The following is a 20,928-nucleotide window of genomic DNA, read 5'->3' on the forward strand; positions in this document are numbered from 1 at the left end:
TATATTGATATTATTGAGTTACAAAGTGATAAATTGCGATAAAAATAAAACCTGCTGGAATAAGGATAGAATACCATTTTCCGAAGGCTTTGATTACCGGAGTATATTTTGGGTGTCTTGCCCCGACAGACTGGAACGAAGACTGAAATCCGTGAGCTAAGTGTAATCCCAACAGAACAAAAGAGATCACATATAAAGCAACTCTCCAGAGGTCTGCAAATTTCGCGTGAAGTTCCGGCCAGAAACGCTCAGCATCAGGAGCTGTTCCGTCTACATATTTGTAGGTAATTTCATGAAACCAGAAATCATATAAGTGAAGCGCAAGGAAAGCCAGAACAACAGCACCGGAAATAATCATATTTCTGGACATCCATGAAGAGTTCACAGAAGGGTTGTTTGATTCGTACTTTACCGGACGTGCTTTATTATTCTTGATTTCCAGAACAAACCCCATTACAAAATGGAAAATAACTGCAAAACCAAGAATAGGCTGCATTAAGAACTGCACAAACGGATTATAGCCCATAAAGTCAGATGCGGTATTGAAAGCATCACGGTTAAGAACTGATAATAAGTTGGTTGTCAAATGCAGTATAAGAAAAATCAGCAAAAACATAGCTGATAATGCCATAGCATATTTTCTACCTATCGTAGAACTCGTTAAACCTGCCATATAAGTTTAAATTTGAATTTCCACAAAATTAAGAAATGTTAACAATATCGAAAAGTGAGAAATCTCACAATTAGCCAGTTTGTAATCTTTCTAAATAAGAGCTTAATACGTTGTAAATACAGGAAAAATGAATTTCGCAAAGTCTATTTTAAATCATAAATTTCGCCTTGATATTCCACGCGCTGTACTGTTGATGGGAATGTCTTTAAGTAAAAGTAGTGAACCCTTCTGGAAGAGCAGTAAGGGCTGATAATAAATTTCCGGATTTTCTTCTCATCTGAATTTTCAGGCACCCAAAAGCCTACTTTATTTCCTTTTTTTATTGAAAAAAATTTACTTTTATTCATTTCATGAAATAGAATTTCATTCTTCCGGCCTTCATAAACATTAAATCCTGTACGGAAAACAAAAAACAGAACCACGACAACCATCAGCCGGACTCCGTTTCTAAGGCTATACTTCCTGAGCATCACACCCAGCATGTATACTATTCCGGATAAAAGGAATACTTCTGCAGCATTCATCGGAATATCTGAATAGTAGACTGCATCAGCTTTTGCCAGCCAGTGAATTATTTTCAGCAGAATATGAACAGAGAAATCATAAACCATGTTTATCAGCATAAAATCAAGCTGAAACGCAATAAGAAAGGTCATCAGGAATGAAAATACGATAACGAGTTCAGAAAAGGGAACAATCAGAATATTGGCAGGAAAAGAGATCAGTGAAAACTGATGAAAATAATATAAAACCAGAGGAAGTGTGCCCAATTGGGCAGACAGCGATATGGAAACTGTACTAAACAGCAGTTTTTTCAGATAATGGTCCTGTCTGGGGAAATATCTCAGCAAAGGCTGATTCAGCCAAAAGATTCCCAGAACAGCAAGAAAACTGAGCTGAAATCCCACATCAAAAATCTGGCGGGTATCCAGACACAGGATGATCAGTGCTGATAAGGAAAGGGAATGAAGCAGATCCGGTTTTCGCTGAAGCAGCACATATACAAAATACACGCTCAGCATGATACAGGAACGCACCACCGAGTTTCCGAATCCTATAAATCCTGCAAACAGCCAGATAAAAACAAGACTCATTACTACTGCATATTTCCTGAATCGCAGTGGGCTGAAACGGGTAAGCAGGAAGTAAAAAATCCCGAAAATAATAACAATGTGGGTTCCGGATATGGCAAGGAAATGAACCAGGCCGGACCTGCTGAAATCCTGTACGGTCTCAGAACCAATCTCTGTTCTGTCAGCCAGAATCATTCCTTTTAAAAACTCCCTTGTTTTACCGGACATTGCCGACCGATCGATCTTCTGCAGTATTTCAAGCCGCTGCTGCCTGACTTTTTCAATAAGCGTTAAGTCATTTCTTACGACAGAACTGATATCTTTCTGAATATAACACTGGTATTCAATGCCGTTCCTGTTCAGGTAGCCGGAATAATTAAACTGAAAATCATACCGTGGAGGTTCAGGTTTTGAAATGTAAGCTTCCGACCGGTAATAGTGTTTAAAATCCAGTTCCTTATTTTTTGAAGGGATATAGACTACGGCAGCAAATCTTTCTTTCCCCGACTGAACATCAGCTTCATATTTCTTATTCTTATCTGTTGAGTTCAGCTTCTTTGAAATCTTAAAAACAATCGCTCCGCCGGAAGGAACGGATAGGTTCCGAGGCTGAAAAGTATTAAAGGAATGAAGCGTAACAGCCGTTCCGAAAAACATCAGCATTAGGAGTATTCCTTTTGATTTACACAGCCGGTAGGAATGAAAAAAAGTCAGAATGAAAATCAGAATACAGCCTGCTATAACAAGATAAACAGATTCTTTATCCAACAAAAAACGATCCTGAAAGAAAATTCCCAGAATGAAACATAAAGCTAAAATAAAATGAGGCTGCCTGTTCAACTGAATTAATTATCTCACCAATATAGGAAATTAACCAATCCGTTATAAGCTCTGTAATTACTGAATACTTCGGGTAAACATCAGTGAAGAAAACAACATAGCGCCTGAATTTTTATTATAGAAATCAATAAAATAAGAAAGAAATTCATGTTTATTCTCCGGAAACAGAATGTCCGCCTGCCCGGATATCTGATAAAATCATCAATACATGGAGATCCGTTCTGATTTTTTCAGTCCTTTTTTTTAAAAGTAAGAAAATTTAAATCATCTTTAAAATAACATCGGCAGCATTATCGCTGGCTCCTTTTCCGCCCAGTTTTTCTCTTAAAAGGCTGTATTCTTTCAACACTTTGTTTCTTGTTTCCCCATTCAGCATTTTATTCAGTTCATTCACCAGGTTGGGGGTCGTAAGATCATTCTGGATAAGCTCCTTTACGACTTCCCTGTCCATAATCAGGTTGACCAGGGAAATATAACTGATATTCTTTACCAGTCTTTTGGCGATGGCATAAGAGATCCGGCTTCCCCGGTAGCATACCACTTCGGGAATATTCAGCAGTGCGGTTTCCAGAGTAGCGGTTCCTGAAGTAACCAACGCGGCTTTGGAGCATCTCAGCAGGTCATAGGTTCTGTTGGAAACGAAATGTACATTATCATCTACATATTTCTGGTAAAATTCCTTCGGCAGGCTTGGGGCACCTGCTATTACAAACTGGTAATCTTTAAAATGCGGTCTTACGGAAAGCATAATTTCAAGCATCTTTTCCACCTCCTGTTTTCTGGAGCCGGGAAGCAGTGCGATGATCTCTTTTTCATTCAGTCCGTTTTCTTTCTTAAAGTCTTCAGTACGGATCTCCCGGAGTGTAGAAATTGCATCGAGCAGCGGATGTCCTACAAAATGGGAATGCACGCCGTGTTTTTTATAAAAATCCTCTTCAAAAGGAAGAATCACCATCATTTCATCCACATATTTTCTGATGATCTCTACCCTTCCTTCTTTCCAGGCCCAAAGCTGCGGAGAGATATAGTACACGACTTTGATCCCGAGCTCTTTCGCAAATTTGGCAATTCTTAAATTGAAGCCCGGATAATCGATCAGGATCAGTACGTCAGGTTTATTGTTTTTTATATCTTCCTTGCAGAATTTGATGTTGTTCAGAATCGTTCTCAGGTTCATGGCAACTTCCAGAAATCCCATAAATGCCAGATCGCGGTAATGTTTTACGATTGTTCCGCCCTGCTTCTGCATAAGATCCCCGCCCCAGAACCTGAATTCGGCATGGGCATCCTTCTGTTTAAGGGCTTTCATTAAATTGCTTCCGTGCAGATCTCCGGAAGCTTCACCTGCAATAATGTAATATTTCATTTCTTTCGAAATCTTTTTATTTTATTGCCTCACCTGGTTTTCATCATGGGAGGCTTCTATGATAAGGATAGAGAACAAATTAAGTCTGGTATCGATCTAATTTGTAAATTTGCTCAAAGATAATGATAAAAATGTCAGAAGAATTTGAAATCCGGAATAAAGTTGCGGAAAGCGGACTGATCAATTTTGATCTTACAGACCTCGTTCCGAAAGGGGTAAGGAAGGGAATCGACCTTAAAGATTTCCTGTTCATGGAAATGATCCTTAAAGAAAAGGATTTCCGTGAAAAAGTAGCTGCCATAGATATTGAAGAATATCGTGATACTTATGTGTATATCTATAATTCGGCAGAAGCCATTGTTCCGCTTTGGGCCTATTTTTTACTGACAGCCAAACTGACAGATGTTACCCGAAAAATTGTGTTCGGCAACCGCGAAGATCTTGAAGTAATTTTAATGCATAACGCCATCCAGCGCCATGATTTTGATGAAATGAGGGGAAAAAGAGTACTGGTAAAAGGATGCTCGGATAAAGAAATTCCGGAAAATGCCTATATTGAACTGGTTGAACAGTTGAAACCGATTGTAAAATCTCTAATGTTTGGTGAGGCATGCTCCAATGTGCCGATTGTAAAGAATTAATTATGTCTAAATATTTACCGGCCCTGCTTTTATTTTTTATTTTTTCAGTAATTTATTATGCAGGCAGTTTCAGCAGAATCCCTTTCGCAGACTGTGTAGGTTTTGTTCATACCGTGGAAATAGGCCAATACGCCACTATTGCAACGGCCATTACCCATTTTCTGTATGTAAATACGGCAATTCTGCTTAAAGATATTACCGGACTGGATGCCATTGCGACAAGCAGGCTGCTGGTCATTACTTCCGGGGCTGCAACCGTGTCCCTTATTTACCTGATGGTAAACAATATCACAAAAATACAGTGGGTTTCCATTACCGCAGCTTTTGTTTTCGGCTTCAGTTTTTCCTTCTGGAGAAATGCGGAAATCGTGGAAGTATATACTTATAACTGTCTCTGGATAAGCCTTTTCTTTTTCTCTATGATCAAGGCTATTACAGAAAACAAAAAAAATTATATCGTCCTGAGCGGTTTGTTTCTGGGAATAAGTCTTTGGCTGCATATCCAGAATATCCTGCTCATTCCTGCCCTTCTTGTCTTTTTGTTTTATTTCAGGGCTGAAAAGAGGTATGTGATTTCTTCTTTCCTGCTGTTCCTTCTGTTTTTCTGTTTGCTTTCCGTAATGAATCTTTCTCAGGGGCTTCCTCTGAATTCTCCTTACACTGCTGAAGGATCGGTGTGGATACAGAATACATTCAAAAAAAGCTTTGTACAGTATATTATGGATTTCCTGCAGTCTGTGGGCTATCTGATCTATAATTTCAACATTTTTGTCTTTTTCGGCATTATGGGAATGATCCGCTTATACAAAAACGATAAAAAAATGTTTTTTGTGTTTTTTACCGCGGCGGTATGTGTATACGGATTTTCTACTTTTTATGCAGTTTCCGATAATTATGTCTTCTTCCTTCCTTTTAATATTATTTTTGCCCTGTCTATCGGATACGGTCTTGCTTCGGCACAATATGCCCCGTTAAAGAAATTCTCATGGGTATGTCTTTTTATTCCGTTAGGATATTATGCAACATACCACGCTGCCTTTTTAACTGAAAAGGGGCGAAGTTTTCATGAATATAAAAAATACAAAGGAGGACTCAATTATTATCTGGTTCCCTGGATGAATGACAATGAAGGAATCCTGGCATTCATTATCGATGGAAAAAAGGCTCCGGACCGTATGGGCTGGATGACTGCCAGTGCCAAAGAATACATCAAACTCCTGAAAAGCAAAGGATATACCGAAGAAGAAATCCGAAAACTTTAACAATAATTATGAACCACGGAAATTTTATGAGGCATATTTTTTGATAACTTTGGTTCACTTAATTTTAAATAAACACAAACATGAGTTTAATTGACCTACTTACAGGGAATACCAGCAATCAGGTTGCTGAACAGGCTGAAAACAAATTTGGAATCAGCAGAAACCAGATTATCGCTTTACTGGCTGTCGCTGCCCCTCTGATTATTTCTTACCTAAGAAATAAATCACAGGACTCCAAAGAAGCAGAAGCCCTGAACAATGCCCTGGACAAGGACCACGACGGAAGTATCCTTAACGATGCTTCACAGATCGAATCCAGACAGGCTGAAGGCGGATCTATCCTTGACCATATCTTCGGAGGACAGAAAAGCAACGTAGAAAACCAGCTTTCTCAGAATACCGGGATCTCCATTGATAAAATAGGACCTATCCTTGCGATGCTGGCTCCTGTGGTGATGGGATATATCGGAAAAGAAAAACAGCAGAGCAATGTAGGTGCAGGAGGTTTGGGAGATCTTTTGGGAGGAATCCTGGGAAATGCATCCAACCAGGCACAGGCTCAGCAGTCTAATCCTCTGAATGACATTCTGGGCAGTGTTTTAGGAGGCGGACAGTCCCAATCTTCAGGAAGCCCGCTGAATGACATTCTTGGAAGTGTTCTTGGAGGAGGAAACAGCCAGCAGCAGGGAGGCGGCTTAGGCAGTATCCTGGGAAATATTTTAGGAGGAAAATAATTTAATTTGTATACCTGAAAAAGGCCGGAGAAATTTCTCCGGCCTTTTTACTTTTAAGACTTTGCTTTGTTTTCGGCAGCTCTTTTTGAGGATTTCCTCGGTCTTCTTTTTCCATAGCTTCCCGAATTGATCTTACCTCTTCTCGATTTTTTGTCTCCTTTTCCCATAGTAAAGTATTTTGTTGATAACAACGAATTTACAAAATACCGCTTAAAACCCAGGGAATAAAGCTGTTAAAATTTTTATAAAAGAGTTAAGTATTCTGCTATCCTTCAAAGTCGCCACAGTCATGCTCTTTGAAAAGAGACAAGGCCTTTTGGGTAGTAAAATAGCGGGATACTCTTTTGTTATTCAATTCCAGCTTCTGTCCTTCTATAACCAGTTCGTAAACCGGTGCCTGATCTATTTTGGTCAAAATATAAGTCCTTTCCTGTGTTTTCAGAATCGTTTTGTTTCCTTCATCAGAGAATGTAAAACCGTTGATTTCAAAAGTATCTTTTTCATCACAGACGTTGGTCCATACTATTTTGTTATTTGTAACGGATAGCCTGGCCAAATCGCATGAATAGCAGTTGCCGGAAAACTCAATACCATATTTTTCATATACACTGGTGCTTTTACCGTTCAGCACATCAACAGGAACTAATGTTGAGAAGTCAGCCGGTATTTCTGCTTTTAATGTTACATTCTTTGCAGGAGGAAGTACAGCAGCCGTATCTGCTTTTTTTATCCCCACGGAATCGTCCTTATGTACTTTTTTTTCGGCAGAAGGTGAACAGGAGGTCAGGAAAATGACCGCTACTGAAAAGCTGGTTATTATATTTTTCATTGCTATAAAATAATTTACACTATTTAAATTTAACGTTTGTAAAATTGCCTAAATCAGATTGCTCAATATATCCCTGTTTTCAGCTATTTATACCCTATATTAAGCAGTTTTGTTGATAAATCCCCTCATTACCGATACTTTTGCTAAAAAAAATAAATGAAAATCTTATATCCATCCTTTATATTCTCTATGGCGGTTTTGGCAGGATGCAACCCAAAAAATAAAACGTCAGAGACGAATCAGCTAAAGACTGAAATGGCACAGAAAGCGATTACATTTGCCGATTTTAAAAAGATAAAAGGAGTAGATAATGTGCAGGAGGTCCCTTTTCAGCTATTTACCAGGCTGGACTCCGTACAGTTTTTCACAGCCCCGAATAAAGATGCTGCCCATCTGAAGATTGCTTACAATAAACTGGATAATTACTATGGATTTGAGGAATTTGATGACTTCTACTCCATTCATTACAGTATTAACAATAACATTTCAAACAGCATTGAAGCTTTTGTGCTGAAATCCGAATTTACGGCAGCATCCGAACTGACTTTGCAGGGAGTGAATCTTGATGAGATCAGAAGCAGTATGTTTAAAGGGACCCAGGATCTAAAAAATAAATCGTTCAGCAAATACGGTATGATAACAGAAGTTTCCGGGCAGGAATTTGATGCAGCTTATAAAAAGCGTATCAATGAAGTTTTGGTAAAGAACCCTTATATAAAGCTGAAAGGCGACAACTGGGTATTCACAGAAAACGCTAAAGAACCTGTGATTATACAGCATGAAAATGTTTCTACGGAAGACGGTCCTTTATTGAATGAATATATAGGGCGGTCGCCTTATCTGGGGTTAGAGGTTTTCAGAGAACATTCCATAGATGTTCCTGGTACCTATTATTCTTTTTATGATGCAACATCTACGGATCCTATGGATAAATTCCGGCTGTTTACCGCAGGTTATCCCCAGATTCTTCCAGGTAAAAACAGAGTTTCTTCCGTCTCTGTCAATGATGATACGGGAAGTAATTTTGAAATCGGGGAATATCCGGGGGAAAGTCATGTTCAGGAAACCCTTCTGTACGTGAATTTTACCACCTTCAAAATAGCTGACGAAACAAAAGCTTTCTGGCTGGATGACAGGACCTTTTATGCCGAGGTTTATCCTGCTAATTCAGCTTCATCAAAGGGGAAAAAGCAGAAAACGGCTTTCATCAGAATTCAGCTGAAGGCCGGGCTGTTTTAGTTGATGGAAGAATGGGAAATGGAGACCGGAATATAGGTACTGAAGATGCCAATTAAGCTGAAAAACCCCTGAAACCAGCCAGTGTTTACAGAACCAAAGTCCGATATCTTTGCAGCAGTTTAAAGATATCCAATGAAAAGAATAAGTTTAACCCTCCTTTTTTCTTTATTAAGTTTAATGACTTTTGCACAGTCGCTGAAAGTAGTTATCAAACAGGACGGAAAAGTAATCAAGCCGGTCAATGATGTCTATGATCTGAAAAAAACTCCTTTCCAGTTCGAAATTACCTCTACAAATCTCGAGGGCTTTTTAGTGGGAGCTACCACGGATAAGGATATTTACGCGGCTGCTTTAGGTGTTTACAGTGCTGAGGTTCCATGGTTTCAGAATACAGGTATGGCAGAGGAACTTTATAATAAGAACCAGGAGCTGTTCCTGATGGATCAGGCACCGTCGTACTGGTATTATACCGATGCTAAAGATCACAGATTCGATAAAAATCCTAAGGGTAATTTAAAACAGTGGACGGGCACCCGCACGGTTACAAGATTTTATGACATTATGACGGATCAGCCTGTCAGCCTGAAAGATTTTGACGGGAGAGTTTACCTGCTGATGTACGAGCCTGTATATAACGAGGAATATGATTTAACAGGAAAGAAAAATCTGTTCCAGGCTGCGCTGAGGTTCAAAGATTAATGAGAGACACCTAATTATTTGATTTTATATAAAAAAGGTCTGCTTTTACGATGTAAGCGGACCTTTTTGTTGAATAGAGAAACCGGTTATTCAATAATCAAACCGTATTCTATGGCCAGTTTAATGGCTGAACTCAGATTGGCTGTCTGAAATTTTTCAATAAGATTTTTCCGGTGGCTTTCTACGGTATGCGGACTGATAAAAAGTTTTTCTGCCATTTGATTCGTCGTAAGACCTTTTGCTGCTTCGCCTAAAATCTCTTTTTCTCTCCGGGTAAGTTTCGGAACCTGATTTAATCCGCTGGATGATTTTTTCTCCAGAACAGATCTGGTCTGTGAACATAAAAACCGCCGGCCGGTATATACGTCAGCAATCCCTTCCAGGATTTCGGAAACTGAAGCATTTTTCTGAATGTATCCCAAAGCGCCTTCTGCCAGAGTACTGTTGATCACAGGCAGCTCATTGTGAACGCTAAGCATAATAATCTGAAGGTTTACATATTTTTTCTTCAGAGGTCTGATGAGTTCGATGCTGTTGGTATCTGCCAGATTAATGTCCAAAAGCAAAATATCAACGGACTGCTTTGCCAGGCCCTCATTCATTTCGGAAACGTTTCTGAAACAGTTGACCACATCTATGGTATCGCTGTTTTCTAAAATATTCTTCAGCCCTTCCAATAGAAGCGGATGATCGTCTGTTATAGCTACTTTTATCATGGTTTAATGAATAGGAATTTGAAGTTCTATACTGGTCCCGATATTCAGTTCGGAGGTGATATTCATCGTTCCTTTTAAAAACCGGACTCTTGATTCTATATTATGGAAACCTGCCGTTTTTCTTACTTCTGAAACTGTCGGGTCGAAACCTTTGCCATTATCCTCTACCGTAAGATTTAAAACATCATCTTCTTCACTGATCTGGATAATAATTTCGGAAGCATCGGCATGTTTGATCGCGTTGTTTACCAGTTCCTGAATGATCCTGTATATGATCAGCTGTCTTTCTTCCGACAGGGAATCTGTGTAACCGATAAATTCGGTATGAATCTCCAGTGCATTACTGGACATCCGGGAGGCAAATTCCTTAATGGCTGCTTCCAAACCGTATTTTATAAGTAAATCGGGCATTAAATTGTGTGCTACACGTCTCAGTTCTTCCACAGCACCATCGATCTGGATGATCGATTTTGAAATTCCTTCTTTTATGTTTCCTGACTGGTGGGAATCTAAAGAAGACAACTGAAGTTTGGTTCCTGAAAGCAAGCCGCCCAATCCGTCATGAAGATCACGGGCCAGGCGGCCACGCTCCTGTTCCTGCCCTTCCAGCAATGCCGTAAGCGTGGATATTTTTGAATTCTGTTTCTCTTTTTCCAGGGCCAGAGCAAACAGTTCGTCTCTCTGCTTCATCGAATTGGCCCGCTGTTTATAGGCATAGAGCAACAGGATGATCAGCACCACGGAGATCACAATAAAAATGATATAATAAGTACTGATCTTTTCTTTGAAGGCCAGCAGTTTTTTGTAGTTGTTGATATCATTGTTCTTCTGCCTGGTTTCTAATTTTGCCAGGCGAAGCTGCTGTGCTCTTTTTTCGGACTCAAGCTCTGAAAATTTCAGCCGTTCCCGCTGATTTTCCTCCACCAGTTTTAAGTTGTTATAAACCTGTTCGCGCTGTGCCCGAAGAATATTGATCAGTTTAATCTGCTGTGCTTTTTTATCGCTTTCCAGTTGTAGTTTTATATATTTCTGTTCCTGCCGTTCTTTCTCAAACTGTGATTCCAGTCTTTTTGTAATATCCAGTTTTTCCTGGTCATAAACGCTTTTATACTTATCTACATAACTTTTATAATAAGCCAGTGCTTCTTTGTAATTGCCCTGCTCTTCGCTGATCCGGGACAGAGATTCAAGAATCGAGAGTTCTATGTTGTGATCTCTCACCGGGCTTTTCCCGATTTCCATTGAAGCTTTCAGGAAATAAGACTTGGCTAAATCATAGTTTTTATCCTGTATGGCCAGCTCTGCCAGAATTCCAAATGAAGAAGCGATATGAATGGCATCGCCGGTTTCAAGGCTCACCTGATTAGCCAGCCGGGCATATTTCATTGCTTTATCTCTTTCAAAACCGGTGTACAGGTTGGCCAGATTGATAGCTGCATAGGAGAGATTACTTTTGTTGAGCATCGCATCCCTGTTTTTGTTGAAAGTCGTAATTGCCTGAAGATAATACTGCTCTGCTTTATTTCTCGAATCCACATCAGACGGATTCTGAATGTATTTCTGTTCGTATACATACCCCATTCGCATGTACGCATCAAAGATCAGGTTGGGATCATTCTGCCTGGATGCCAGCACCAGAAACTGCTTGCTGTATTTTTCTTCCAGCTGGTATTCATTCAGGTTAGAATAGATTGCGGACAGTTCTTTAACTGTCGTAGCAAATCTTCCGTACAGGGTAGAAGTGGTTGGTGAGCTCTCGTAATAGTCAATCGCTTTCAGGTATGCGGCAACGGCCTCTGTTGTTCTATTGTTACGGATTAAAATCCATCCCTTTGCATATTCAAAATACCCTTTCGCTTCGTTATTATCTGTTTTTAAGCTATATATTTTAGCCAGGTCCAGACTTTTTGAAGATTCGCTTTCTTTATTGTCAAGCCGGTAATTCATTGCCTGAACTGCATATAAAATGGTGGCATATTTTCCATCCTTCTGTCTGACGGCAATGGGAATATTGGCATTTAGAATCTGATACGACTGATCTTTGTTATTATGCAGAAATAATGCTTTGGCATATTTGGGAGCCAGGTTTAGCCTTTCTGCTGTTTGGTTTGAGGTATTGTTATATTCCTTCTCCAATTTGCTTAAAGCATCCTGTGCGTGAACAAAAAACGGAAAAACAAGCAAAGTGAATATCAATAATAACCTGTACATCAAACTCTTATATTTTTCAAACTGTATTATCTTAGAGCATGTAAATATAGACAAAATACCTATGATGAATTCCGGAAGCATTCTTATTAAAGATTAAGGCCGGGACTTTCCTGCACCAAAACTTCCAATCTCAATGCTGTATTCCAGGTTAGGGATTTTATCTAGAAAAGAAATGTTTTTGTCCGTTAATTTTCCTTTATTTTCAATAATCAATTCTTCCAGGTTCGTAAGACTGGTTAAGCTTTGCAGAGATTCTATAACTCCGCTCTGAAAAAGATGAAGGGATGTAAGGGTTTTAACCTCTGAAACGGATTCTATAATGTCCTCAACATTTTTGCAAAGGCTTAGATCCAGCTCTTTTAATGTTTTCAAATTGGCAAGCCACGAGATTGATGTTAAAGACTTAATCTCTGACAGGTACAGTGCTTTTAATTTACTAAAATGAGTAAGCGTGGACCAATCACAGGAAATACTGCCTTCAATGGACAGGGTTTCCAGGATTTCATTTTGGGGAAACCGGTAGTTTTCTTCCGTAAATTTTTCAATGAAAATAGTTCTCAGTGCCGGATGTGTAAACAGATTGACAAACCGCTTTGAATAAGGAGTAAAAACTTCTTCCAACCGTGTAAAAACAGTCCAGTCAATCGGTTCTTTGCCTTTGTAGGTACATTTTCTGATTTCAAGACGAACGGCATTTTTCAGGGCATACAAAATCTCGCTTTGATCAATATCAAAATTAGAAAGGTAAATGATATTGATATTTCCGAAGATTTCTTTGAATTCGGGAAGTTCAAAAATAGCTCTATCACAGGTTTTCCCATCCAGAATCAGATTGAAAATCTTTTTTTCCTGCATTAATTCCAAAATATCCGTGGCAGAATCTTCATTTTCTATCACCACAAAACGGTCCGGTCTTTCTTTCGCTGTGCTTCCTATGTACATCTACAATGTTTTTTCTCTTTTATCGTGTATTTTAAGTTTCAGATTAAGTGTATTCTAAACAAATGACTGCTTTTTTAAGTCCTTTGTCATAAAATAAAAATACTTGGTCTGCAGAATTTTGCTGAAAATCATAGCCTTCCAAACATGCAATATAATCCATCAGGGTTCCGTCAGGTTTAAAGGGTTTTTCAATGAGGTTTTCACCTCCGAAATTGCATTCTTCCAAGGGGAGCGCATTGGTATTAAGTTCTTCAAAAATACCGAAAATCTTATTTTGTAAACGTTCCTCTGCATATTCTGACTCATTATCTTTCTCCAGATCTTCAACCGTAAGCTTACGTAAACGTTCTAAGCGGCGAATGTCGTAAACCTCCAAACCCGGCCGATTGAAATCTTTATCATAAAGCTTATTGTGTTTTTGGTAATATTCTTTTTTCAGTTGATACATTGCTCCGTTCATATTGTATTCAATCTCTAGATCTGAATAACTGTTTCCGTAATCTTCCGGAGAGATTTCGGTATGTGCTGAAAAATAGTTCCAGTCTGCATCAAATTTGTATTTGCCGTCAATCACATCAAAACCAAACATATCCGCTTTGGTATATTCTGTATGGTATTCCGGTGTATCTTCTCCAACACAGCCATCATAAATTTCCTTTACAGAAACAATATGCAGCCATTGATCTTCTGCCGGATCAATGATCTTTAAATTAACTGAGCAAATCGGAAGAAAATATTTCTTATGATTCTCAATATCATCATAAAAAACGTCTTCGTACTCCGGGAAAATTTTTATTAAATCGGTCATTTTACGTTCTTATTTCTTATGAGTGTTAATTGAGTTCCTTTTTTAACAAGGTCGAAAACCATTTCTTTTGACGGCTTGAAAACCCGGGTCGGAACGTCACAGAATACGGACTTGCTGATACTGTCAACTTCCATCTTTATTTGGCGAACTTCCGTAAAATAATACTTCCCGTATACTTTCGTGAAGCAATCATTTCCACATTCCCAATTATCATAACTGCTGAACTTTTCTTCATCCAGGAAATCTATGGCATGGAAATTTAAAATGAATGCGGTATCTATTCTCTTTGACAGATCATAGGTATTCCCTCCCTCCGGGCTGATAAGCCCTCCGTAATTAACAATCCAATGGGTATTTTTCAGCTCATTCGGAAAGTTAACTCTTTTCTTTTCAGGTTCTTTGCAACTGAAGATTATAATCAACAGGACAATCAAAAACGGGAAAGCAGTATTCTTTTTTATCATGGTGTTTTTTTATCATTATATGTATGTTTCAAACCGATTTCCTAAATATTTCCGGTATTTCCCAGACTATCTTTTTCTTCTTGTAATCTACTTTTTCATCTGTTTTAGGATCATAGCTCAACACCTCAGGATAAACATTGTACAGAATATCGTGAATTATCTCTTTTAGCTTCCCGTTTGTTTCGGTATATACAGCACATTCGTTGTACAGTCGCCAAAATACCAGAACTGCAATTCCTTTATCACATAACGGATGCTCTAAAATCAACGCTGCCTGTTCTGGTTCCTCCATAAAATAAGCTATGTTGAATAATTCAATCGCAGATGCTGCACGATGGATATTATTTTTCCAATCCGCACCAAACCAGCCTTCTATGCCATCCTCTTCGTAGTATACATAGCTGTCTTCGCCATTGGTTTTCTGATAAATCCAGTCGGGAATAATGAGTTCATTTTCATAAAATGGTGCCGGATCAAACTGAATAGCTGTTTTTTGATAAAAGCTATCAGGATAGTTCCTTAAAATTGTTTTCAGCAACACAAACACCTCGTTCTGGTATTCGTCCTTTAGCGTTATATCCAATTTATATTGCTGAAAATCCTGTGGCTGTGCCAGCCAGAATAACTCCAGAGCGGTCGCTTCACTGCAAGCAGAACTTTCTGTAATCCGTTGTAAAACTTCCACACCATTGTCCCAATTATGATGGGTGGCGAGGTAATGTAATTCTTCCGAAGTCTTATCATTAATCAACTCTCCTAATTGATCCATAAATTGTATTATCTATATGAAGGTTTTCCATTTTGTACAATATTCATATAGCGTTTTTTCTTTTATTTGCGCCATGTCTTCATCCAGTCCAGATATTCCTGTTGGTACGGATTATCATTCAGTAAAATAATCATCTCTTTCAGCTTATTACGGTCAAACTCATAATCAGTTACGGAAAACATTAAGAAAATGTCTTTCCCCACAAGGTTTTTAAAGAAATTTTCCTGTTTTAATTTGAATAAAACGTCAAAACATGTTTGATACAAAGTTTGCTGAAACTCTTCGAATTCCTCGTCATTATCGTCATCATCTACCTCTTCCTGATCCTCTTCAATTGCTTCATACAGTTGATGGGATATTGCAGAGAATCCATCGCCAGGTCTGCTACCTTCATAGCACCATTCTGCTGGCTCAAATGTATAATAGGTCAAGTCGTCCTGAGGTCTGGTGGATAAAAAATCCATTGTATTGATTGACGGACATACTGTCATAGCACCCTCGTCACTGTATAATGCAAAAGCATAAATATTCTCACCGGCATGACTAGCGACCATTTCCTGAAATGTTTTTCGGGTTGCAGCCTCAATCTGTATGGCTAATTTCTCAAAATCTAAATTCATTATAATCTCTGTTTAACAGGCTATCATTAACATTATTGCCTCCTACTCCGTTCTAAATATATAAACTATCCAATAGTTCTTTTACTTTCGTGTTGTCTTCATTATTGATGGCTAATACACTGTTCTTTTCTACAATTGGCTCTCCCGGTATGCTAAGGTAAAAAGCCATTTCTTCTATTTCATTTCCATATTTTTTCACCAGTTCCTGTTTGGCAATGCGCATAGCATCTGTAAATAACTGCATATTTTTCTGCCGTTCGGGTGCATAGTCAAAGCCTTGCTGAAATAATGGAACAATATCCTTTCTATATCGATCCAAAAGCTGTCCGGTAAAAGTGTCTACCCCTTCTTTTACAGAGCCCTGATTAACGCACAGACACCATTCAGGAGCATCCCATTCTTTATTTTTATGGATTTTCTTTAAGCTTTCGGTTGTAGAAACGGCTGAATAAGCGGTAAGGCAATCATCATCCAGTATCAGGGCAAAAGCATACATGCTTTGTTCTTTCTTCGTGAAAAGTTTATGGTAAACATCAAATTCATTCACAAGTGAACCGGATAAAACCGGAAGATTTCTTTCATGCCAGTTCTCAAGGTTTGCGGAAACAGCAGTTTCTTTACTTTCCGGAGACCAATATCTATTAGTGCTGCAAGCTCTTTCCAGATCATCCATGTCATCCTTACCAACACTCAGTGAAAATTTAGAGGATAACAGACCTCTTATTTGTGCCAGTGTCTGATTTACCTGTTCATTGATGATATAATCACTAAGCATTTTGTCATGTTTCTGAAAATCAGACTCTTCCGCAAAATGGTTTTTTATTTTATCAAGTGAAACAACAATACGGTCGAGATCAACTATTACTTTTACAGCTTCTTCTTCACTCAGCTTTATTTTGTTACTGTTTTTACCCATTCTTTTTTATTGTGTGTGTTTTTTCGAAATAAGAATTTTTCATTTTTAATCTGGGGTGAAAAAGAAAGCTATAAAAGTTATAAAAATTAATGTTTATCTAAGGCGAATGGCTGTCAGCAGTTATAATAAAGCACCTTCCAGCCGGTTTCCTTTTAATATTATTCAATAAAAGCGTTCCATCCTGTCGGAAGACAATACTCAAAACCGTTGAATTTCCGGCTTTGTTAATCATTTTTTTCAATGAATTCAGGCATCATTGTTCCGATAAATCATGAGGAGTTTTACTGCTCTATTTTGTAATAAAAATTTGAATTAAAGGTATTAAAAGAGAGCGAATGAAAATATCCCTGATAATAGTGGTTTTTTATACACCTGATGCAGCCTGTTCAATTAAAGTATAAAAATAAAATGCGCCCAAAACCACCGCAATACTTCCTGAAACCAGAAATAAAAGGATATAATACCAGCCATTTTTATGTTTCTTCCGTATGGAATTAATGATAAAAATAATAAGCGTACATGAAAATCCTGCTCCTAAAAACAGCATCAAAGCAGTAAGAAACAACAATCTTTCCAGGTTTAAATCTACAGATGAAAGCATGATAAATTATATTATATTAAGATCAGGATCCAGAAAAATGCCCGCGTGTAAATCCTTTGGGCTTTCGGGGGGATTTTGCTCAAAGTTCCCGATCACGTTTATCTGATGGTGGGTTTGCAAGTTCTTTTTTCATATCATTCTAATGTAAGGTAATGTTGTTTTCAGCGACCGGTATTTCAAAATTTTCTTCTTAAATATTTTGCTTCATACAAAGTAATGTCATGCTGAGTCTGTTGAAGCATTTAAATCCTTATTGTTCAGGAATAATCTTTTTTCAGTTTGTCTTCTGTAATCCTTGTTCCGTCCAAATCAAACAATCCGTTTTTATCTTTTAAAAATTTTGTTGTATTACCTTCTTTATCGATGAATTCATAAATAGATAATGTCGCTATATCAGTATTTTCAAAACAGGTTTTAAATCTGAACGCATGCTTTGCATCGCAGGAATAGCCTTCTTTCAGATCCAGTAATTTCCATGTTTCAGGATCTGCTTTTTTAATCTGATTAAAATAATAGTAAACATGCAGGCTATCTTTGGCAAACTTACCATCATTAAAGGAAACAAAGGTTTCAGGGTCAGCGTCTTTCAGTATTTTCACTTTACCTGTATGGTCATAACAATAGACCTGATGTTTATCCTTCGCATACCCTGAGGAAATTTGTAGTATACCATCAATTGAATTTCCGTCTGAAAAATAAAAGGTCTGATGCATCAGGTTTTTATTTAAACCATCATCACAAACTTCAAAAGTCTCAATATCATAAGGTTCAAATTTTCCGCCCAGACACCATACAAAATGACGGTCTTTTGCAAAGCAATAATTTAATGCATCAAAACTGTTTACATCCGCATTTTTCAGTCTTTTATCCTGCATAAAACAATGCTTGTTGTCCTTAGCAAAGAGTTTATTAAATACACCAAAACATTCCGGATTAACTTTTAATTTTGTTGTACGCCAATATACATCCGTTCCGTCTGTCCAATAGGAAATTCTGGATTTTGTGGCCGGATCAAAAAATACCGCTTCCTTATCAAAATCAGCAATAGTATTCCGGTCTATATTTATTAATCTAGGTGCATGCATTGCTAGAATTCATTTTCAGGTGATTATATTTTGGCAAAGAAATTAAAGGTATGTTGAGCAATAAGCTTTGGTTTTGTATCTGGTGAACCATTAATATGCTCTTCGTACAATTCGATTTTTATGATTTTAACATCCACTGGTATTGTGTAGACTTCATCCTTTGTATAATTATACCCTCGTACGCTTGCACTTTCTTTACCGGGAATTCTTTTGACCTCATTATAATATCTCAGGATAATGGTATTCCCATTGTGTTCTCCTTTTTCAAAACGGATTTTTCTCACCTGATTAATGGTATGCCCAACGGAACTGATGTTTCCCTGTATACGAAACTTTAGTGTTTCGGCATTTTTGGAAAGCATGAAAATCTTAGGATCAAGACGTTCGGTAACTTCTTTATGAGTTGTATACGCATGCGCTACCCCAGCCCCCGGAATCTCTTTGATAACCCGTTTAGGCTCGGTATAAATAGCAGTAACCTGTAATTTCCGGGCATTGCCTTTGCAGCCCAATACTGCAAAAAGTGAAGTCAAAATCACGAAATGTTTCACCCTCTTATCTTTAATCAATTTTTGAGTTAAAGATAATCAAAGGGGTTTGCTCAAAATATCCCTGATAATAGTGGTTTTTTAATCTCTGCCCTGTTTGGATTTAAAGTAACGGACAAAAATAAAATACAGCAAGGCCCGGAACAGTGATTCCGGAAATCAGGAAAAGCAGCTCTCAGCCTTTTTCTTCCAGCCATTTACACTCAGGGTAACAAAACACTACCTCATTCTTTATATTCTTTTCCGGTATCAAGATCAATATAGTAATAACCTGTTTGTCCGGAACTTAGTTTCACATTCACCAGGCCATCTGAATTAATAGACTGATATGCCTTTGAACCTGGATTTTTCTTATTCTTATGATCATAGAGTATATACAGGCCGTCTTGCTCTTTTTGCAGTGCATAGATCTGTTTTTCTGCATCCAAAACGGAGATCGTATAATATTCAGGTTTTATCACCCATATTTTTTCACGACTGTTCCACAGGCCCATCGTTCTTACCTGTTTTCCGTCTTCAATCCTGATAAGGTACTGATCATTCATCCCGGTGTAAGAGTTTATTTTACCGAATTTCCAGTTTTTGTCAACGTATGGGTCAGGTAAAATCATTTTTCTGTCAGGCCAGACCAGATATCCCACCTGATCCAGGACTTTAAAATCATAGGTATCAATAGAATCTGTGACATTCCCTTTGGTATCAATATAAAGCCAGTCGTAGGCCCAGATCTCATGGTCGTAATTAAAAACACCCAGCAAAAAATAAGGCGAATCGGTTATAGAATACACTAAAGATGTTTTCTTTATGAAATCGATCTGTGAAGCTGTGGCCTTTGTAATTTCTTTCGGAAATGCTTTTTCATACTGTGGAAAAGGATAAACCTCACCGCTTCCAATATCTGTTAAAAGTTTGGGAACTTCCGGATCATACCGTTCTTTATTCACATCATTCAGGAGGATAACTTCCTTTCCAAACCGGATTGAAAGCGTTTCAGTTCCCTGCAGCCCGCTGTGAATTGCTTTTTTCTGATCCGGTCCGTACATTGAGAAAGTGGTACCGGAAGATTTGATAAACCGTTTATTTTTCAGTAGAACAGCAATATCCTTTTCCGTTTTACTGAAGTGTCCTTTTCTGATTTCGTAAAGGGTTCCGTTCCAGAACACATGGTTTTCATCTACGGAAACGAAATTCAGGTAATAGCTATCTTCCAGATACGGAATGTCTTTTTGGAGTAAGACCTGCCGGGTTTCTACAACTCCGATCTCTATTTTATGATACGTCTGTTCTTTTTTGATGCCGCTCCCCATGATATTCCAGTCCCATTTCCAGACAGGCATTTTCTTCTCGTATTCAATATCTTTTTTGTACAGTGTAAATCCGTTTACTACATTCAAACCGATTGGGCTGGCTGAAAAATCCAGAACTGTTTTACCGTTTTCATCGATGACAGCATATTCGTTCTTTTCATTTTCAACAACGGCAAAACCGGTGGGTGTAAATACGGATGCACTCCGGAATTTCCGGCCGGTAACAAGTTTAAGGCTTCTCTTATCTACGTAAATGAAATCATTCTGTTTCGTTAAAAACGGAACACTGTTTATAGTCTTGGCTTTTGAAGGAATTAAAGCAGCCTTATCTTTCTTTTCCTGTGTGCAGGCTGTGGCTGAAGTCAGCATAAAAAGGATACTCAATACTATTATTTTCATACTTCAAAATTCTGTTCATCTCAGCAATCAATATTAGAAAGAATTGAAGCATAAAACAATCCCGATTATCAGCCATATTTCAGATGATGCGGAAACAAAAAAAACGGCTGCAAACTATTTACACCCGTTTTTACCTGTTTTAATTTTAAAAAATATATTGAGTTTATGTTATCATCCTGATCTTAA

The 20,928-nt window shown here is 38.1% G+C and carries 22 protein-coding genes; 5 read left to right on the top strand and 17 right to left on the bottom strand.

All coding sequences use genetic code 11. The features are described from left to right. Positions 1-10 precede the first annotated feature (10 nt). The 3 genes from AC106S_RS18220 to lpxB all read right to left on the bottom strand — a co-directional run bounded on the left by AC106S_RS18220 (position 11) and on the right by lpxB (position 3,952). Positions 11-673 (bottom strand): succinate dehydrogenase cytochrome b subunit, encoded by a 663-nt coding sequence (locus AC106S_RS18220; protein WP_482441101.1) that lies wholly within the window; start codon positions 671-673, stop codon positions 11-13. Positions 674-816: 143 nt separating this feature from the next. Further along, a complete protein-coding gene (locus AC106S_RS18225) occupies positions 817-2,586 on the bottom strand; it encodes a ComEC/Rec2 family competence protein (protein WP_482441102.1) in 1,770 nt (589 codons plus the stop codon). Positions 2,587-2,845: 259 nt separating this feature from the next. Next, positions 2,846-3,952 carry a lipid-A-disaccharide synthase gene (gene lpxB / locus AC106S_RS18230; protein ID WP_482441103.1) on the bottom strand — a complete coding sequence of 369 codons (1,107 nt, stop codon included), beginning with the start codon at positions 3,950-3,952 and terminating at the stop codon, positions 2,846-2,848. Between the two features lie 131 nt (positions 3,953-4,083). Here lpxB and AC106S_RS18235 point away from each other — a divergent pair, with 131 nt between their 5' ends. The 3 genes from AC106S_RS18235 (at position 4,084) to AC106S_RS18245 (ending at position 6,589) form a co-directional block, all read left to right on the top strand. Continuing rightward, positions 4,084-4,593, top strand: a complete 510-nt coding sequence (locus AC106S_RS18235) for a DUF2480 family protein (protein ID WP_482441104.1) — start codon at positions 4,084-4,086, stop codon at positions 4,591-4,593. 2 nt (positions 4,594-4,595) lie between these two features. Further along, positions 4,596-5,855 carry a protein O-mannosyl-transferase family gene (locus AC106S_RS18240; RefSeq protein WP_482441105.1) on the top strand — a complete coding sequence of 420 codons (1,260 nt, stop codon included), beginning with the start codon at positions 4,596-4,598 and terminating at the stop codon, positions 5,853-5,855. Between the two features lie 80 nt (positions 5,856-5,935). After that, the gene (locus AC106S_RS18245; RefSeq protein ID WP_482441106.1) at positions 5,936-6,589 is read left to right on the top strand and encodes a DUF937 domain-containing protein; all 654 of its coding nucleotides are present in this window, start codon (positions 5,936-5,938) and stop codon (positions 6,587-6,589) included. A gap of 53 nt (positions 6,590-6,642) precedes the next feature. Here the strand turns inward: AC106S_RS18245 and AC106S_RS18250 are convergent, their stop codons facing one another. Continuing rightward, positions 6,643-6,756, bottom strand: coding sequence for a 30S ribosomal protein THX (locus tag AC106S_RS18250; RefSeq protein WP_082377253.1), 114 nt, complete (start codon positions 6,754-6,756; stop codon positions 6,643-6,645). A 98-nt stretch (positions 6,757-6,854) separates the two neighbouring features. After that, positions 6,855-7,418 (bottom strand): hypothetical protein, encoded by a 564-nt coding sequence (locus tag AC106S_RS18255; protein ID WP_482441107.1) that lies wholly within the window; start codon positions 7,416-7,418, stop codon positions 6,855-6,857. Between the two features lie 156 nt (positions 7,419-7,574). Here AC106S_RS18255 and AC106S_RS18260 point away from each other — a divergent pair, with 156 nt between their 5' ends. Then, entirely contained in the window at positions 7,575-8,657 is a 1,083-nt protein-coding gene (locus AC106S_RS18260; RefSeq protein WP_482441108.1) for a resolvase, read from the top strand. A 132-nt stretch (positions 8,658-8,789) separates the two neighbouring features. Further along, positions 8,790-9,356, top strand: coding sequence for a hypothetical protein (locus AC106S_RS18265; protein ID WP_482441109.1), 567 nt, complete (start codon positions 8,790-8,792; stop codon positions 9,354-9,356). An 86-nt stretch (positions 9,357-9,442) separates the two neighbouring features. Here the strand turns inward: AC106S_RS18265 and AC106S_RS18270 are convergent, their stop codons facing one another. The 12 genes from AC106S_RS18270 to AC106S_RS18325 all read right to left on the bottom strand — a co-directional run bounded on the left by AC106S_RS18270 (position 9,443) and on the right by AC106S_RS18325 (position 20,742). Next, a complete protein-coding gene (locus tag AC106S_RS18270; protein ID WP_482441110.1) occupies positions 9,443-10,072 on the bottom strand; it encodes a response regulator in 630 nt (209 codons plus the stop codon). A gap of 3 nt (positions 10,073-10,075) precedes the next feature. Continuing rightward, positions 10,076-12,283 carry a tetratricopeptide repeat-containing sensor histidine kinase gene (locus AC106S_RS18275; protein WP_482441111.1) on the bottom strand — a complete coding sequence of 736 codons (2,208 nt, stop codon included), beginning with the start codon at positions 12,281-12,283 and terminating at the stop codon, positions 10,076-10,078. Positions 12,284-12,376: 93 nt separating this feature from the next. Continuing rightward, positions 12,377-13,225, bottom strand: a complete 849-nt coding sequence (locus AC106S_RS18280) for a hypothetical protein (RefSeq protein ID WP_482441112.1) — start codon at positions 13,223-13,225, stop codon at positions 12,377-12,379. Between the two features lie 43 nt (positions 13,226-13,268). Further along, on the bottom strand, positions 13,269-14,033 hold the full coding sequence (locus tag AC106S_RS18285) for a hypothetical protein (protein ID WP_482441113.1): 765 nt from the start codon (positions 14,031-14,033) through the stop codon (positions 13,269-13,271). Beyond that, on the bottom strand, positions 14,030-14,497 hold the full coding sequence (locus AC106S_RS18290; protein ID WP_482441114.1) for a hypothetical protein: 468 nt from the start codon (positions 14,495-14,497) through the stop codon (positions 14,030-14,032). The genes AC106S_RS18285 and AC106S_RS18290 overlap by 4 nt, the downstream gene beginning before the upstream one ends. Before the next feature lie 28 nt (positions 14,498-14,525). Beyond that, on the bottom strand, positions 14,526-15,266 hold the full coding sequence (locus AC106S_RS18295; protein ID WP_482441115.1) for a DUF4274 domain-containing protein: 741 nt from the start codon (positions 15,264-15,266) through the stop codon (positions 14,526-14,528). 62 nt (positions 15,267-15,328) lie between these two features. Beyond that, entirely contained in the window at positions 15,329-15,886 is a 558-nt protein-coding gene (locus AC106S_RS18300) for a DUF4303 domain-containing protein (RefSeq protein ID WP_482441116.1), read from the bottom strand. A 52-nt stretch (positions 15,887-15,938) separates the two neighbouring features. Then, on the bottom strand, positions 15,939-16,802 hold the full coding sequence (locus AC106S_RS18305; protein WP_482441117.1) for a DUF4303 domain-containing protein: 864 nt from the start codon (positions 16,800-16,802) through the stop codon (positions 15,939-15,941). A gap of 364 nt (positions 16,803-17,166) precedes the next feature. Then, positions 17,167-17,403, bottom strand: a complete 237-nt coding sequence (locus AC106S_RS18310) for a hypothetical protein (RefSeq protein ID WP_482441118.1) — start codon at positions 17,401-17,403, stop codon at positions 17,167-17,169. A 257-nt stretch (positions 17,404-17,660) separates the two neighbouring features. Further along, complete coding sequence (locus AC106S_RS18315) at positions 17,661-18,488, bottom strand: DKNYY domain-containing protein (protein WP_482441119.1); 828 nt, start codon at positions 18,486-18,488, stop codon at positions 17,661-17,663. Between the two features lie 23 nt (positions 18,489-18,511). After that, positions 18,512-19,027 (bottom strand): hypothetical protein, encoded by a 516-nt coding sequence (locus tag AC106S_RS18320; protein ID WP_482441252.1) that lies wholly within the window; start codon positions 19,025-19,027, stop codon positions 18,512-18,514. A gap of 233 nt (positions 19,028-19,260) precedes the next feature. Next, positions 19,261-20,742, bottom strand: a complete 1,482-nt coding sequence (locus AC106S_RS18325; RefSeq protein WP_482441120.1) for a hypothetical protein — start codon at positions 20,740-20,742, stop codon at positions 19,261-19,263. Positions 20,743-20,928 lie beyond the last annotated feature (186 nt).

It is taken from the genome of Chryseobacterium sp. FR054 (assembly GCF_056844565.1).

Coding starts and splice junctions, on each gene's coding strand:
- AC106S_RS18260 (WP_482441108.1), top strand. CDS start 7,575: ATGAAAATCTTATATCCATCCTTTATATTCTCTATGGCGGTTTTGGCA.
- AC106S_RS18265 (WP_482441109.1), top strand. CDS start 8,790: ATGAAAAGAATAAGTTTAACCCTCCTTTTTTCTTTATTAAGTTTAATG.
- AC106S_RS18220 (WP_482441101.1), bottom strand. CDS start 673: ATGGCAGGTTTAACGAGTTCTACGATAGGTAGAAAATATGCTATGGCA.
- AC106S_RS18280 (WP_482441112.1), bottom strand. CDS start 13,225: ATGTACATAGGAAGCACAGCGAAAGAAAGACCGGACCGTTTTGTGGTG.
- AC106S_RS18250 (WP_082377253.1), bottom strand. CDS start 6,756: ATGGGAAAAGGAGACAAAAAATCGAGAAGAGGTAAGATCAATTCGGGA.
- AC106S_RS18285 (WP_482441113.1), bottom strand. CDS start 14,033: ATGACCGATTTAATAAAAATTTTCCCGGAGTACGAAGACGTTTTTTAT.
- AC106S_RS18270 (WP_482441110.1), bottom strand. CDS start 10,072: ATGATAAAAGTAGCTATAACAGACGATCATCCGCTTCTATTGGAAGGG.
- AC106S_RS18295 (WP_482441115.1), bottom strand. CDS start 15,266: ATGGATCAATTAGGAGAGTTGATTAATGATAAGACTTCGGAAGAATTA.
- AC106S_RS18245 (WP_482441106.1), top strand. CDS start 5,936: ATGAGTTTAATTGACCTACTTACAGGGAATACCAGCAATCAGGTTGCT.
- AC106S_RS18300 (WP_482441116.1), bottom strand. CDS start 15,886: ATGAATTTAGATTTTGAGAAATTAGCCATACAGATTGAGGCTGCAACC.
- AC106S_RS18310 (WP_482441118.1), bottom strand. CDS start 17,403: ATGCTTTCATCTGTAGATTTAAACCTGGAAAGATTGTTGTTTCTTACT.
- AC106S_RS18240 (WP_482441105.1), top strand. CDS start 4,596: ATGTCTAAATATTTACCGGCCCTGCTTTTATTTTTTATTTTTTCAGTA.
- AC106S_RS18235 (WP_482441104.1), top strand. CDS start 4,084: ATGTCAGAAGAATTTGAAATCCGGAATAAAGTTGCGGAAAGCGGACTG.
- AC106S_RS18315 (WP_482441119.1), bottom strand. CDS start 18,488: ATGCATGCACCTAGATTAATAAATATAGACCGGAATACTATTGCTGAT.
- AC106S_RS18290 (WP_482441114.1), bottom strand. CDS start 14,497: ATGATAAAAAAGAATACTGCTTTCCCGTTTTTGATTGTCCTGTTGATT.
- lpxB (WP_482441103.1), bottom strand. CDS start 3,952: ATGAAATATTACATTATTGCAGGTGAAGCTTCCGGAGATCTGCACGGA.
- AC106S_RS18275 (WP_482441111.1), bottom strand. CDS start 12,283: ATGTACAGGTTATTATTGATATTCACTTTGCTTGTTTTTCCGTTTTTT.
- AC106S_RS18305 (WP_482441117.1), bottom strand. CDS start 16,802: ATGGGTAAAAACAGTAACAAAATAAAGCTGAGTGAAGAAGAAGCTGTA.
- AC106S_RS18325 (WP_482441120.1), bottom strand. CDS start 20,742: ATGAAAATAATAGTATTGAGTATCCTTTTTATGCTGACTTCAGCCACA.
- AC106S_RS18255 (WP_482441107.1), bottom strand. CDS start 7,418: ATGAAAAATATAATAACCAGCTTTTCAGTAGCGGTCATTTTCCTGACC.